Annotated in this window: 9 protein-coding genes; 4 read left to right on the forward strand and 5 right to left on the reverse strand. The window is 68.5% G+C overall.

Translation table 11 applies throughout. The annotated features are described in order from the left end of the window. The first annotated feature begins 177 nt into the window (after positions 1-177). From rplJ to OG272_RS29985, 4 genes are all read left to right on the forward strand, one after another. Entirely contained in the window at positions 178-708 is a 531-nt protein-coding gene (gene rplJ, locus OG272_RS29970; RefSeq protein ID WP_326578849.1) for a 50S ribosomal protein L10, read from the forward strand. Positions 709-833: 125 nt separating this feature from the next. Continuing rightward, positions 834-1217, forward strand: coding sequence for a 50S ribosomal protein L7/L12 (gene rplL, locus OG272_RS29975; RefSeq protein WP_326578847.1), 384 nt, complete (start codon positions 834-836; stop codon positions 1215-1217). A 647-nt stretch (positions 1218-1864) separates the two neighbouring features. Further along, entirely contained in the window at positions 1865-5350 is a 3486-nt protein-coding gene (rpoB, locus tag OG272_RS29980; protein WP_326578845.1) for a DNA-directed RNA polymerase subunit beta, read from the forward strand. A 94-nt stretch (positions 5351-5444) separates the two neighbouring features. Then, positions 5445-9344 carry a DNA-directed RNA polymerase subunit beta' gene (locus tag OG272_RS29985; RefSeq protein ID WP_046913803.1) on the forward strand — a complete coding sequence of 1300 codons (3900 nt, stop codon included), beginning with the start codon at positions 5445-5447 and terminating at the stop codon, positions 9342-9344. Between the two features lie 91 nt (positions 9345-9435). Here the strand turns inward: OG272_RS29985 and OG272_RS29990 are convergent, their stop codons facing one another. Genes OG272_RS29990 through OG272_RS30010 form a run of 5 tightly spaced genes read right to left on the reverse strand, consistent with a single transcriptional unit; the run spans position 9436 to position 14897 of the window. Then, positions 9436-10443 carry a M48 family metalloprotease gene (locus tag OG272_RS29990; protein ID WP_327728184.1) on the reverse strand — a complete coding sequence of 336 codons (1008 nt, stop codon included), beginning with the start codon at positions 10441-10443 and terminating at the stop codon, positions 9436-9438. Positions 10444-10478: 35 nt separating this feature from the next. Beyond that, positions 10479-10985: a Pycsar system effector family protein gene (locus OG272_RS29995; RefSeq protein WP_326578840.1), complete on the reverse strand. Its 507-nt coding sequence runs from the start codon at positions 10983-10985 to the stop codon at positions 10479-10481. Continuing rightward, on the reverse strand, positions 10982-11956 hold the full coding sequence (locus OG272_RS30000; RefSeq protein ID WP_328223888.1) for a hypothetical protein: 975 nt from the start codon (positions 11954-11956) through the stop codon (positions 10982-10984). The genes OG272_RS29995 and OG272_RS30000 overlap by 4 nt, the downstream gene beginning before the upstream one ends. A 44-nt stretch (positions 11957-12000) precedes the next feature. Further along, entirely contained in the window at positions 12001-14145 is a 2145-nt protein-coding gene (locus OG272_RS30005; protein WP_327728182.1) for a hypothetical protein, read from the reverse strand. Further along, positions 14142-14897 carry a hypothetical protein gene (locus OG272_RS30010; protein ID WP_327728181.1) on the reverse strand — a complete coding sequence of 252 codons (756 nt, stop codon included), beginning with the start codon at positions 14895-14897 and terminating at the stop codon, positions 14142-14144. Before OG272_RS30010 ends, OG272_RS30005 begins: the two co-directional genes overlap by 4 nt. Between the last annotated feature and the right edge of the window lie 32 nt (positions 14898-14929).

Below are 14929 nucleotides of genomic sequence, written 5' to 3' on the forward strand. Positions count from 1 at the left end.
ATCCGCTGAACTGCGGACGACCCGCGCAGGTGACTGTGGAAGTTGCTCCTGGTCCGGTTCCGTCGTCGTACGGGATTCGTCCGGTCGAGCTACGCCCCGAGCGCCTGCGCCGGGGCGTTTCGTTTGTCCCAGCCCCTTCTGAGCGGTCCTCATCACCCGGAAGGAGGCCGACGCTCTATGGCAAGGCCCGACAAGGCTGCCGCGGTGGCCGAGCTCACGGAGCAGTTCCGTAGCTCGAACGCTGCCGTGCTGACCGAGTACCGGGGTCTCACCGTGGCGCAGCTCAAGACGCTGCGTCGTTCGCTCGGTGAGAACGCCCAGTACGCCGTGGTGAAGAACACGCTGACCAAGATTGCGGCCAACGAGGCCGGGATCACGACGCTCGACGACCTGTTCAACGGTCCGACGGCGGTCGCCTTCGTCACCGGTGACCCGGTGGAGTCGGCGAAGGGTCTTCGTGACTTCGCCAAGGACAACCCGAACCTCGTCATCAAGGGCGGTGTCCTTGACGGCAAGGCGCTGTCCGCCGACGAGATCAAGAAGCTTGCGGACCTCGAGTCCCGCGAGGTTCTGCTCTCCAAGCTGGCGGGTGCCTTCAAGGGCAAGCAGTCCCAGACTGCGCAGCTCTTCCAGGCGCTTCCCTCGAAGCTCGTCCGCACCGTGGACGCCCTTCGCGCCAAGCAGGACGAGCAGGGCGGTGCCGAGTAACTCGGCTCGCGAAATGATCGCCGCCTGAGGCTGCCGCCTCCGGAAGCGGTCGTAGCGGGCCGAACGTACGCCCGCCAGACATGTACCTACCGGCACCAGCCGAATTAGTGGAAGGATCGCCCACCATGGCGAAGCTCAGCCAGGAAGACCTGCTCGCGCAGTTCGAGGAGATGACCCTCATCGAGCTCTCCGAGTTCGTGAAGGCGTTCGAGGAGAAGTTCGACGTCACCGCCGCCGCGGCCGTCGCCGTCGCCGGCCCGGCCGCCGCTGGCGCCCCGGCCGAGGCCGAGGCCGAGCAGGACGAGTTCGACGTCATCCTCACGGGTGCCGGCGACAAGAAGATCCAGGTCATCAAGGTCGTGCGTGAGCTGACCTCCCTGGGTCTGAAGGAGGCCAAGGACCTCGTGGACGGCGCCCCGAAGCCCGTCGTCGAGAAGGTCGCCAAGGAGGCCGCCGAGAAGGCTGCCGAGTCCCTCAAGGCCGCCGGCGCCTCCGTCGAGGTCAAGTAAGGCCTCGCTGGTCCGCCAGCTCCCCTGGATCCGCGAGGATCCGTGCGAGACAGTTCCGGGACGAGTGTCAAAATCTCGTTCGAGGCTGTAACGCGAACGTACCGAAGGGCGATCACCCAACTGGGTGGTCGCCTTTCGGCGTTCGGGGACGTCGAGCGACGGCTGCCTTGCACTGTCGGTGGCGACGAGTATGGTGATCTTCGTCGTGCCTCCGAACACCCCGGGTGACGAACCGCGAGTGACGATCGCGGCACAGGGATCGGGCATGAGGGGCCTTGACGAACTGCACGCAGCGCGCAATTCTCAGGACGCGTCGTCACACCGATCCGAACTCCGAGGCATGGATCGACGGCGAAGAGGGCAGTATCAACGTGCATTGAGGGCGTGGGCTTGCGTAGGTGTCGAGAACAACGAGGGTCTCGAGAAACCCGAACTGGACATCAGTGTGCCAAGTGGCTACACTGACCCTTTGCGCTGCCTGTTAGCTGTCCCCTGCCCGTCACCAGGGGCATGCCCTCGCTTGAGCATCGACGAACAGACCATTCCCGACCTGGCCTTTTGATCAGTTCAGGAACAGCCTGCTCTCTTTGCGCATAAGAGGGGCCGGTACGCGCGTAGTGAGTCCGAGCCCTCGGAAGGACCCCCTCTTGGCCGCCTCGCGCAACGCCTCGACCTCGAATACGAACCCCGCCGCCAGCACTGCCCCGCTGCGCATCTCTTTTGCAAAGATCAAGGAGCCTCTCGAGGTTCCCAACCTGCTCGCGCTGCAGACCGAGAGCTTCGACTGGCTGCTCGGCAACACCGCCTGGCAGAGTCGGGTCGAGGAGGCTCTGGAGAACGGACAGGACGTCCCCACCAAGTCCGGTCTGGAGGAGATCTTCGAGGAGATCTCCCCGATCGAGGACTTCTCCGGGTCGATGTCGCTGACCTTCCGCGACCACCGCTTCGAGCCGCCGAAGAACAGCATCGACGAGTGCAAGGACCGCGACTTCACGTACGCGGCCCCGCTCTTCGTCACGGCCGAGTTCACCAACAACGAGACCGGTGAGATCAAGTCCCAGACGGTCTTCATGGGCGACTTCCCGCTCATGACCCACAAGGGCACGTTCGTCATCAACGGCACCGAGCGTGTCGTGGTGTCGCAGCTGGTCCGTTCGCCCGGTGTCTACTTCGACTCCTCCATCGACAAGACGTCCGACAAGGACATCTTCTCCGCCAAGATCATCCCGTCCCGGGGTGCCTGGCTGGAGATGGAGATCGACAAGCGCGACATGGTCGGTGTGCGCATCGACCGCAAGCGCAAGCAGTCCGTGACCGTCCTCCTCAAGGCACTCGGCTGGACCACCGAGCAGATCCTGGAGGAGTTCGGCGAGTACGAGTCCATGCGCGCCACCCTGGAGAAGGACCACACCCAGGGGCAGGACGACGCGCTGCTCGACATCTACCGCAAGCTGCGTCCGGGCGAGCCCCCCACGCGTGAGGCCGCGCAGACGCTCCTCGAGAACCTGTACTTCAACCCCAAGCGCTACGACCTCGCGAAGGTCGGCCGCTACAAGGTCAACAAGAAGCTGGGTGCGGAGGCTCCGCTCGACGCGGGCGTCCTGACCGTCGAGGACGTCATCTCGACGATCAAGTACCTGGTGAAGCTGCACGCGGGCGAGACCGAGACGGCCGCCGACAACGGCCAGACGATCGTCGTCGAGACCGACGACATCGACCACTTCGGCAACCGTCGTCTGCGCAGCGTCGGCGAGCTCATCCAGAACCAGGTCCGTACGGGTCTGGCGCGTATGGAGCGAGTCGTCCGCGAGCGCATGACGACCCAGGACGTCGAGGCGATCACGCCCCAGACCCTGATCAACATCCGGCCGGTCGTCGCCTCCATCAAGGAGTTCTTCGGCACCAGCCAGCTGTCGCAGTTCATGGACCAGAACAACCCGCTGTCGGGTCTCACCCACAAGCGCCGTCTGTCGGCCCTTGGTCCGGGTGGTCTCTCCCGTGAGCGGGCCGGCTTCGAGGTCCGTGACGTGCACCCGTCCCACTACGGCCGTATGTGCCCGATCGAGACGCCCGAAGGCCCGAACATCGGTCTGATCGGTTCGCTCGCCTCCTACGGCCGCGTCAACGCGTTCGGTTTCGTGGAGACGCCGTACCGCCGGGTCACCGACGGTGTCGTCACCGACGAGGTCGACTACCTGACGGCCGACGAAGAGGACCGGTTCGTCATCGCGCAGGCCAACGCCACGCTCGACGACGACCTGCGCTTCACCGAGAACCGCGTCCTGGTCCGCCGTCGTGGCGGCGAGGTCGACTACGTCCCCGGTGACGACGTGGACTACATGGACGTCTCGCCGCGCCAGATGGTGTCGGTCGCGACGGCCATGATCCCGTTCCTCGAGCACGACGACGCCAACCGTGCCCTCATGGGCGCGAACATGATGCGTCAGGCCGTTCCGCTCATCAAGAGCGAGGCCCCGCTCGTCGGCACCGGCATGGAGTACCGCTCCGCCGTCGACGCCGGCGACGTGGTCAAGGCCGAGAAGGCGGGTGTGGTCCAGGAGGTCTCCGCGGACTACATCACCACCGCCAACGACGACGGCACGTACATCACGTACCGCCTGGCCAAGTTCGCCCGTTCCAACCAGGGCACCTCGGTCAACCAGAAGGTCATCGTCAACGAGGGCGACCGGATCATCGAGGGCCAGGTCCTGGCCGACGGTCCGGCCACCGAGAACGGCGAGATGGCGCTGGGCAAGAACCTGCTCGTGGCGTTCATGCCGTGGGAGGGTCACAACTACGAGGACGCGATCATCCTGTCGCAGCGCCTCGTGCAGGACGACGTCCTCTCCTCGATCCACATCGAGGAGCACGAGGTCGACGCCCGTGACACCAAGCTCGGCCCCGAGGAGATCACCCGGGACATCCCGAACGTCTCCGAGGAGGTCCTCGCCGACCTCGACGAGCGCGGCATCATCCGCATCGGTGCCGAGGTCGTCGCCGGCGACATCCTCGTCGGCAAGGTCACGCCCAAGGGTGAGACCGAGCTGACGCCGGAGGAGCGTCTGCTGCGCGCGATCTTCGGTGAGAAGGCCCGTGAGGTCCGTGACACCTCGCTGAAGGTGCCGCACGGCGAGATCGGCAAGGTCATCGGCGTCCGCGTCTTCGACCGTGAAGAGGGCGACGAGCTGCCGCCGGGCGTGAACCAGCTGGTTCGTGTCTACGTGGCGCAGAAGCGCAAGATCACGGACGGTGACAAGCTCGCCGGCCGGCACGGCAACAAGGGTGTCATCTCGAAGATCCTGCCGATCGAGGACATGCCGTTCCTGGAGGACGGCACCCCGGTCGACATCATCCTCAACCCGCTCGGTGTGCCGTCCCGAATGAACCCGGGACAGGTTCTGGAGATCCACCTCGGCTGGCTCGCCAGCCGCGGCTGGGACGTCTCCGGTCTCGGCGACGACTGGGCGAAGCGTCTGCAGGTCATCGGCGCCGACTCCGTCGCCCCCGGCACCAACGTCGCGACCCCGGTCTTCGACGGTGCCCGTGAGGACGAGCTCGCCGGTCTGCTCCAGCACACCATCCCGAACCGCGACGGCGAGCGCATGGTGCAGCCGACCGGCAAGGCGAGGATGTTCGACGGCCGCTCCGGTGAGCCGTTCCCGGACCCGATCTCGATCGGGTACATGTACATCCTCAAGCTCCACCACCTGGTCGACGACAAGCTGCACGCCCGGTCGACCGGCCCGTACTCGATGATCACCCAGCAGCCGCTGGGTGGTAAGGCCCAGTTCGGTGGCCAGCGCTTCGGTGAGATGGAGGTGTGGGCGCTGGAGGCTTATGGCGCCGCGTACGCCCTCCAGGAGCTGCTGACCATCAAGTCCGACGACGTCACCGGCCGCGTGAAGGTCTACGAGGCCATCGTCAAGGGCGAGAACATTCCCGAGCCCGGCATCCCCGAGTCCTTCAAGGTGCTCATCAAGGAGATGCAGTCCCTGTGCCTCAACGTGGAGGTGCTGTCCTCGGACGGCATGTCCATCGAGATGCGCGACACCGACGAGGACGTCTTCCGCGCTGCGGAGGAGCTTGGCATCGACCTGTCCCGGCGTGAGCCGAGCAGCGTCGAAGAGGTCTGACGGGAGTTCGGAGGCCTTCGCCATGAAGGCCTCCGGCCCCAGGACCCCCGTATCAGACCCCATGACTTACAACCCTGAGAGGGATTGACGCATAGTGCTCGACGTCAACTTCTTCGACGAGCTCCGGATCGGTCTGGCCACCGCTGACGACATCCGTCAGTGGAGCCACGGCGAGGTCAAGAAGCCCGAGACGATCAACTACCGCACGCTCAAGCCCGAAAAGGACGGACTCTTCTGCGAGAAGATCTTCGGTCCGACCCGGGACTGGGAGTGCTACTGCGGCAAGTACAAGCGTGTCCGCTTCAAGGGCATCATCTGTGAGCGCTGTGGCGTCGAGGTCACGCGCGCCAAGGTGCGCCGTGAGCGGATGGGCCACATCGAGCTTGCCGCTCCCGTCACCCACATCTGGTACTTCAAGGGCGTTCCGTCGCGGCTGGGCTACCTGCTCGACCTCGCCCCGAAGGACCTGGAGAAGGTCATCTACTTCGCGGCGTACATGATCACGTACGTCGACGAGGAGCGCCGCACCCGCGACCTGCCGTCGCTGGAGGCCCACGTCTCCGTCGAGCGTCAGCAGGTCGAGAACCGTCGCGACGCCGACCTCGAGGCCCGCGCCAAGAAGCTCGAGACCGACCTGGCCGAGCTCGAGGCCGAGGGTGCCAAGGCCGATGTGCGCCGCAAGGTGCGCGAGGGCGCCGAGCGTGAGATGAAGCAGCTGCGCGACCGTACGCAGCGCGAGATCGACCGTCTCGACGAGGTGTGGACCCGGTTCAAGAACCTCAAGGTCCAGGACCTGGAGGGCGACGAGCTCCTCTACCGCGAGCTGCGTGACCGCTTCGGCACGTACTTCGACGGTTCGATGGGTGCCGCGGCGCTGCAGAAGCGCCTGGAGTCCTTCGACCTGGACGAGGAGGCCGAGCGCCTCCGCGAGATCATCCGCACCGGCAAGGGCCAGAAGAAGACCCGTGCGCTCAAGCGCCTCAAGGTCGTCTCCGCGTTCCTGCAGACCAGCAACAGCCCCAAGGGCATGGTGCTCGACTGCGTGCCGGTCATCCCGCCGGACCTCCGCCCGATGGTGCAGCTGGACGGTGGCCGCTTCGCGACCTCCGACCTGAACGACCTGTACCGCCGTGTGATCAACCGGAACAACCGCCTGAAGCGGCTTCTCGACCTCGGCGCGCCCGAGATCATCGTGAACAACGAGAAGCGCATGCTCCAGGAGGCCGTCGACGCGCTGTTCGACAACGGCCGTCGTGGTCGCCCGGTCACCGGTCCCGGCAACCGCCCGCTGAAGTCCCTCAGCGACATGCTGAAGGGCAAGCAGGGTCGATTCCGTCAGAACCTGCTCGGCAAGCGTGTGGACTACTCCGCGCGTTCCGTGATCGTCGTCGGTCCGCAGCTGAAGCTGCACCAGTGCGGTCTGCCGAAGGCGATGGCGCTGGAGCTCTTCAAGCCGTTCGTGATGAAGCGGCTCGTGGACCTCAACCACGCGCAGAACATCAAGAGCGCCAAGCGCATGGTGGAGCGCGGCCGCACCGTCGTGTACGACGTCCTCGAAGAGGTCATCGCCGAGCACCCGGTGCTGCTGAACCGTGCTCCCACCCTGCACCGCCTCGGCATCCAGGCCTTCGAGCCGCAGCTGGTCGAGGGCAAGGCCATCCAGATCCACCCGCTCGTCTGCACCGCGTTCAACGCGGACTTCGACGGTGACCAGATGGCCGTCCACCTGCCGCTCTCCGCGGAGGCGCAGGCCGAGGCCCGCATCCTGATGCTGTCCTCGAACAACATCCTCAAGCCCGCCGACGGCCGTCCGGTGACGATGCCGACCCAGGACATGGTCCTCGGTCTGTTCTTCCTCACCACCGACGGCGAGCTCCGTGACACCAAGGGCGAGGGGCGTTCGTTCGCCTCCACGGCCGAGGCGATCATGGCGTTCGACGCCGGCGAGCTCGCGCTGCAGTCCCAGGTGGACATCCGCTTCCCGGTGGGCACCATCCCGCCGCGTGGCTGGATGCCGCCGGCGCGCGAGGAGGGCGAGCCCGAGTGGCAGCAGGGTGACAGCTTCCGTCTGAAGACCACGCTCGGCCGTGCGCTCTTCAACGAGCTGCTGCCCGAGGACTACCCGTTCGTCGACTACTCGGTGGGCAAGAAGCAGCTCTCCGAGATCGTCAACGACCTGGCCGAGCGCTACCCCAAGGTCATCGTGGCGGCGACGCTCGACAACCTGAAGGCGGCCGGCTTCTTCTGGGCGACCCGTTCCGGTGTCACCGTGGCCATCTCCGACGTCGTCGTTCCCGAGGCGAAGAAGGAGATCGTCAAGGGCTACGAGGCGCAGGACGAGAAGGTCCAGAAGCAGTACGAGCGCGGTCTGATCACCAAGGAAGAGCGCACGCAGGAGCTCATCGCGATCTGGACCAAGGCGACCAACGAGGTCGCCGAGGCGATGAACGCGAACTTCCCCAAGACCAACCCCATCTTCATGATGGTTGACTCGGGTGCCCGAGGAAACATGATGCAGATGCGGCAGATCGCCGGTATGCGTGGTCTGGTGTCGAACGCGAAGAACGAGACCATCCCGCGTCCGATCAAGGCCTCGTTCCGTGAGGGCCTGTCCGTGCTGGAGTACTTCATCTCCACGCACGGTGCCCGTAAGGGTCTGGCGGACACCGCCCTGCGTACCGCCGACTCGGGTTACCTGACCCGTCGTCTGGTGGACGTCTCGCAGGACGTCATCATCCGCGAGGAGGACTGCGGCACCGAGCGCGGTCTGAAGCTGCGGATCGCCTCGAAGGACGAGACCGGGGTCCTGCGCAAGGCCGAGGACGTCGAGACCAGCGTCTACGCCCGCATGCTCGCCGAGGACGTCGTCATCGACGGCAAGGTGATCGCGCCGGCCAACGTGGACCTGGGCGACGTGCTCATCGACCAGCTCGTGCACCACGGTGTCGAGGAGGTCAAGACCCGCTCGATCCTGACCTGTGAGTCCAAGGTCGGCACGTGCGCCATGTGCTACGGCCGCTCCCTGGCCACCGGCAAGCTGGTCGACATCGGTGAGGCGGTCGGTATCATCGCCGCCCAGTCCATCGGTGAGCCCGGTACCCAGCTGACGATGCGTACCTTCCACACCGGTGGTGTGGCCGGTGACGACATCACGCAGGGTCTGCCGCGTGTCGTCGAGCTCTTCGAGGCCCGTACGCCGAAGGGTGTCGCCCCGATCTCCGAGGCGGCCGGTCGCGTCCGCATCGAAGAGACCGAGAAGACCAAGAAGATCGTCATCACGCCGGACGACGGCAGCGACGAGACGGCGTTCCCGATCTCGAAGCGTGCCCGTCTGCTGGTGAGCGAGGGCGAGCACGTCGAGGTGGGCCAGAAGCTCACCGTGGGTGCCACCAACCCGCACGACGTGCTGCGCATCCTGGGTCAGCGTGCCGTCCAGGTCCACCTGGTCGGCGAGGTCCAGAAGGTCTACAACTCGCAGGGTGTGTCGATCCACGACAAGCACATCGAGATCATCATCCGGCAGATGCTCCGCCGCGTGACGATCATCGAGTCCGGCGACGCCGAGCTGCTGCCCGGTGAGCTGGTCGAGCGCTCGAAGTTCGAGACCGAGAACCGTCGTGTGGTCCAGGAGGGCGGTCACCCGGCCTCCGGTCGTCCGCAGCTGATGGGTATCACCAAGGCCTCGCTGGCGACGGAATCCTGGCTGTCGGCCGCCTCCTTCCAGGAGACGACCCGAGTCCTGACGGACGCGGCGATCAACGCCAAGTCCGACAGCCTCATCGGCCTCAAGGAGAACGTCATCATCGGTAAGCTCATCCCGGCCGGTACGGGTCTGTCCCGCTACCGCAACATCCGGGTCGAGCCGACCGAGGAGGCCAAGGCCGCGATGTACTCGGCCGTCGGCTACGACGACATCGACTACTCGCCGTTCGGCACGGGCTCCGGCCAGGCCGTCCCGCTGGAGGACTACGACTACGGTCCGTACAACCAGTAGGCGAGCGGCTGTGGTTGCTTGAGTTGAGGGGCGGTCACCTTCGGGTGGCCGCCCTTCGGCGTTGCCCGGGGCGTTCCGTCGGCCGGGCCCGTCAGCGCCCGCTCTCCAGGCGGACCCGCAGGTGGTGGAGCCGGGTGTGCGTGTCGGGGTGGGAGGCGAGGAGCCGTGCGATCACTCCCTCCTCGTCGAAGCGGACGCCGATGGCCGAGGCGCCGGCGCGTGCGGTCTCCTCGCGGCCGAGATCCTCGCTCAGTACGGCCATCAGCTGCTGGGCGTAGCCGAGCCCGGCCGCGTGCGCGTCGGCGCGGAGTTCCGCGCGCCGGGAGACCGCCGCCAGGAGGTAGGGCGTGGCCAGCGGCAGGAAGACCAGACCGTACGTGGCCGTCGCCAGGGCGAACAGGACGGCGCCCAGGACGCCGATCACGACGGCGGCGACGCCCACGGAGACGCGGTCGACGCGTGAGGCCAGCCACCGCAGCAGCCGCCAGGCGATCCGGGCCGGCAGCGCGTACCAGAACGTGAGCAGCGAAGCCCAGGCGTGCCCTCCCACGTGGTGGCCCAACTCGTGCGCGAGCACGCCGGCGAGCCGGCCGGGCGTCAGCGTCCTCAGCGAGTGGCTGGTGACTCCGACGATGTGGCCCGCGGCCGCCATGGCGTTGATGCCGGTGCTGTCCTCGACCCACAGCTGGTAGGCGTCCGCGTCCACACCGGCCCGGGCGGTCACCCGGCGCCACACCGCCCTCAGCTTTCGGTCCTCCTCGGGCGTCGGGTAGCGCAGCCGGTACAGCCGGCGGGCGAGGAGGTGTTCGCAGGGGCGGTGGAAGGCCAGTGCGCCGCTGACCACCCAGCAGGCGAGCGGGATCCACCAGGAGGGCCCGAACAGGATGTCGACGGCGTACGACACGACGAAGACGACGGCCAGGCTCGTCAGCACCAGCGGCAGCTGGAGCGCGAGGCGCCCGAGCGTGGTGGCGTCCACGCCCCGGTGGCGGGCCGATATGTGGACGCGGCCCGCGCGGGAGGCGAGGTCGTCGTGGGCGTGGGCGGGGGCGGGGGCGGGAGGCTTGCGGTGGTGCTCGGACTCGTACGGGACGGACATGGCGCTCCTTGTCGCGAGCGGGACGGGGGCGAGGTTCAGGTCATGAGCGCGGATGCGGGGAGCAGCACCGCGGCGCAACCGAAGGCGATCAGGCCCGTCCTGATGCAGAGGTGTTTGCGGGCCACGATGCGGCTCGTCTCGGCCAGCGCCAGGAAGAGGCCGAGGGCGGGGTCGCGGCCGGTCTCCGCCACGGCCGCGGCGAGCCCGCCGGCCCGGGCCGCGCGGCGTATGTCACCGAAGTAGGTGAGGGGCCGACCGGGCTCCCAGGTGCTTCTGCGGTAGCGGGGCAGCACCGCCAGCAACAGGGCGAACAACGCCGTGACCAGCGATGTCGCGCCCGCCCACCACAGGATCGTGGCGGTGGGGGAGAGCGCGGCGGGGCTCCAGCGGTGCCCGCCCGGCAGACCGGCCATGATGCCGAGGGCCCCGGCCAGGACGGAGGCCTTGGTGTCGGCGCGGGCGATCTCGGCGCGCAGGTCGGCGAGCAACCGCGCGCCCGCCTGTACCTCCTGGACGACCACCTGTGCGGGTACGGCGCTCATGCCGAGGCACCTGGCGTCTCGTCCTCGGGTGTCGTGCCGGACCTCAGGACGGTCGTCATCCACTGGGCCGTGAGCTCTCGTGGCTCCTGGAGCTGGTAGCTCTCCAGCCCTTCCTTGTCGAGCACCCGGTCGATCAGGTGGCGCTGGGTCTCGATGAGTTTCCCGCGTTCCTCGCCGAGGTGCTGCAGAACGAGCCGGGTGTCCTCGGGGTGCTCGGTCAGATGGAGCGCCAGCGCCGCGGTGTCGCCCCTGGCCAGGCAGTCCTCGTAGAACGTGATCCGCTCCGCCCGGACGTGGGCCTCGTGCCGCTGCCGCTGGATCGAGACCGCGTGCTCGGGTGAGGCGGCCTCCGCCTCGTGCCGCGCGGTGCGCAGCCGCTCCTGGTGCGTGCGTTCGGCGGCGTCGCGCCGCAGGCGGACCGTGACGGTGGCCCGCAGGCCCTGGCGGCCGCCGACCGGTGCGGCTTCGTCGACCGCCCGCTGCACGGCCTGTTCGGCGTGGGAGCTCTCGGCGATGGCGTGGTCGCGGCTCGCGCTGCGCATCAGCGGGACGAGTTCGCCGATGAGGAGGCCGGGTACGTCCCGTTCCTGGCTGGTGACGAAGCGGGCCGGGTCCGTGACGCGCCAGGTGATGTCGGCGAGGGCCTCGAAGGCGAAGGTGTCGACCTGACTGGGCAGGTGTTCCCGCAGCCGGAAGGAGTGGGCCTCGGTGTTCACCTCGTACAGGGCGACGTAGCGGCGGACGGTGGTGGGGCGGGCGGGGGGCAGGAAGGTCTCGTACGAACCCTTGCGGGTCACGCAGACCAGGGCGTGGTCGATCCGTCCGACGAAGCGGCGGCCGCCGAGGCGGAGGCGGGGCAGCGCCCAGACCCTGAGGACGGGGTCGGGGAAGGGGGCGGACGGGGACGGGAGGGTCTCCTCCGCCAACCAGTCGGGTTCGTCGGGCCGGGGGCGTGTGTCAGGGGCTTCCATGGGCTGCTCCAGAGGGCAGGTCAGAGGGCAGGTCAGAGGGCAGGTCAGGCGGCGGGGACGTGGGCGAGCAGGCGCGTGGCCACCGGCGGCTCGTCGCCGTCGAAGTCGCGCACGGTGCGCAGGAGATGGGTGACGCGCTGGTGGTTGGCGGGGGTCGTCGCGAGCGCGGGGAGCAGGGAGGTGAGCGCGACCTCGGACTCCCGGTCCCGGTCGGCCGTGAGCACCCAGCCGCGCAGCACCCGCAGGGCCCGGGAGGTCAGCTCGTGGTCGCCGAGCACCGTGGTCCAGAAGGCGGTCAGGTGCCGGACGTCCGCCCTCTCACCGGCCGCCCTGGCCCGGGCGTACCAGTCGAGGACGATCGGGCGGTCGCCGTTCTCCTCGTACTGGGCGCAGGCCTGGACGAAGGCGCGCAGCGCGTGGGAGCGGACGGCGCGGTCGTGGGCCGGGCCGTGGGGATCGAGACGCTCGGCCAGGGCGTGGAGCACCGGGCTCTGCACCGTCAGGAGGAGGAGTTCCAGGGCGTCCGCGAACTGCTTGTCCTCCTCCTTCCTGGCCTTCTCCTTCTTCTTCTCCCGCTGCTTCTCGTCCTCGTCGTCGTCCGAGTCGTCGTTCTCCACGGGGCGGCGGACGGCGTCGAGCAGGGTGCGCAGGGTGATCTCGTGGTGGGCGGTGCCCAGCAGGCCGTAGGCGCGGATGGCGGTCCACCGGCGGCTGTGGTGATCGCCGGTGCACCAGCCGTGCAGGACGTCGAAGGCCGGCGGCACCTCCAGGAGCACGGCCAGAGTGAGGGCGTTCGCGGCGGTCAGCCAGGCGTTGAAGCTGTTCGAGTCGGCCCAGGGCTCGATGAGATGGGCCAGGGTGGACGGGAAGTCGGCCTGGGCGAGCAGCGCGGCGGCGCCGGCCGCCCGGGTGCGCACGAGCGGACGCTTGTCCTTGGCGAGCTGCCGTATCCAGCTCACGAGCGCCGGTCGGGCCGAGGGGTGGAGGTTCCACACCTCGTGCAGCAGGAGCCGGGCGATCCGCTCGTCCTGGAACCGGGCGACGAAGTGGCCGACGACACCCCACTCGGTGGCTTCGGTCTGGACATAGCCCTGCGCACGGGCGAGGTGGAGCCGGTCGGCACGGGAGGTTCCGAAGACCGGGACGCGCGGCCAGACCGAAGGGTCCTCGGTCTTCTGCAGGAGCTTGAAGAGACCGTCGCCGAGTTCGGCGGCCACCGCGTAGGGGGCGTCGTCGAAGACGGCGAGCGAGACGAGGAACGACTTGTCGAGGAGGGCCGGCGTCTCCCCGGTGAGCCATCGTTCGATCTGGGCCGACGCGGCAGCCTCCCCATGGGCGGCCAGCGCCTGCTCGTCGATCTCGCCCCGGTGCAGCGCGACCAGACGCTCCGCGAACCGGGCGGTCTCGTGCGGCGGATGCTCTCGTTCGAGGTACTCCTTGACGTACGGCAGTCCGCTCAGTTCGAGCCAGGGCTGCTCGCCCACGGCCCGGACGACGTGGGAGTGCAGCAGTTCCTCGGTCAAGGGCGGCTCCCACCGCACCGAGGGGATGTCCGTCGGCACCGCGGACGGCTCGACCGTGATCACCAGGTGCCCGTCGGCGCGCTCCAACTGCTCACGCAGGCCGGACAGGAAGGGGGCCCGCAGGGGCCGGTGACGGCTGGTGGCCCAGTTGCACAGGACGTATCCGTCGGGGTGCTCCAACTCCTCGCGCAGGGCGGCGGGGCTGGTGTGCGGATCGAGGTCGCGCAGCCGGTCGACACCGAGCCGGGCCAGCAGCATCATCGCGGCGGACCGGCGGCCCGTGGCGTGTCCGCCGGTCAGGATCACGACCCGCTCGGCGCGCAGCCGGGCGAGCGCCTCGTCGAAGTGGGGGCCGCTTCGGAAGACGGCCGTCAGCTCGGCGACGTCTTCCCGCGGGATCGGTCCCGAGTTCCGGTGGAGGGTCCTGTCGCGGCCTCCGAGGTGGAAGACGTTGTCGCCGTAGTGGGCGCCGCCGGTCTGCCCGAACTGGTCACCGTCGACCAGGGTGGACGAGAACGCGCGGGCCGCGTGCTTGACCAGGTCCTGTCGCGCCTCCCAGGCCTTCTGCCGCTGCTCCGGAGCCTGGGACGACTCCTCCTGTCTCTCGTCCTCGTCCTTCGGTTTCTCCGCGGTCCTCGCCGGGCCGGCCGCCGTGTCCTGGCTCATCGCCGCCCACCCCGGCCGGGCAGGCCGAAGTTGAGGTCGCCGTGGACGGTGCCTCCGGTCACGCCGTACTGGTCGCCGCCGATGTGGGTCTGGGGGTGGGTGTGGGGGTGGGTGTGGGGGTGGGTGTGCGCGGTGCCGGGGTCCGCCGACGCGGCGGTCGTGGCGCCCCCCGCGGCCGTAGCCGCGGCCTCCCCGTGCAGCCAGGCCACCGTCGGCCCCTCCTTCGTCTCCACGGTCACGCGGTGGAAGTCGTCCGGGCGCACCCCCAGCGGCCCGTGGCGTACGACCCCTTGGTAGACGGCGTCGGAGACGCACAGGACGCTGCCCGCGTCGGACCGCTTGAGGGCGTCGCGCAGCGGGTCGGCGTTCAGCAGACGCACGGCGTGGTTGAGGTCCGAGCCGACCCAGCCGTCGAGTTCGTCCACGGCCACGTAGCCGGAGGCGAGCACGATCCGCACCCGCATCCGCGCGCTGCTCGCGAGCAGGCGGTTCTTGTTGTGCAGGAGCGCGGGCGTCTCGGTCAGGAGGGTCTTCACCAGCGCCGGTACCGAGACCCGGGTGTCGATGAGCTCCATGACGGAGTCACCGCGGTCGGCGCGCAGCCGGGCGGTCTCGTCCACGTCGGCGGCGGCCACCGTGGCGTCCACGACGTCGTACAGGACCCGGCGCAGGTACGCCTGTTCGACGTCGTCGCGGCTGCCGAACTGCTCGATGTCGAAGAGGAGGATCGTGCGGAACACGGGGTCGGCCATGTCTGTCCCTTTCCGATGGACGCCTCTCGCGA

Origin of the sequence: Streptomyces sp. NBC_00104, assembly GCF_045160825.1 — a bacterium.
In the GTDB taxonomy this organism is placed as follows: domain Bacteria; phylum Actinomycetota; class Actinomycetes; order Streptomycetales; family Streptomycetaceae; genus Streptomyces.

Coding starts and splice junctions, on each gene's coding strand:
- OG272_RS29990 (WP_327728184.1), bottom strand. CDS start 10,443: ATGTCCGTCCCGTACGAGTCCGAGCACCACCGCAAGCCTCCCGCCCCC.
- OG272_RS30005 (WP_327728182.1), bottom strand. CDS start 14,145: ATGAGCCAGGACACGGCGGCCGGCCCGGCGAGGACCGCGGAGAAACCG.
- OG272_RS29995 (WP_326578840.1), bottom strand. CDS start 10,985: ATGAGCGCCGTACCCGCACAGGTGGTCGTCCAGGAGGTACAGGCGGGC.
- OG272_RS30000 (WP_328223888.1), bottom strand. CDS start 11,956: ATGGAAGCCCCTGACACACGCCCCCGGCCCGACGAACCCGACTGGTTG.
- rplL (WP_326578847.1), top strand. CDS start 834: ATGGCGAAGCTCAGCCAGGAAGACCTGCTCGCGCAGTTCGAGGAGATG.
- OG272_RS30010 (WP_327728181.1), bottom strand. CDS start 14,897: ATGGCCGACCCCGTGTTCCGCACGATCCTCCTCTTCGACATCGAGCAG.
- rplJ (WP_326578849.1), top strand. CDS start 178: ATGGCAAGGCCCGACAAGGCTGCCGCGGTGGCCGAGCTCACGGAGCAG.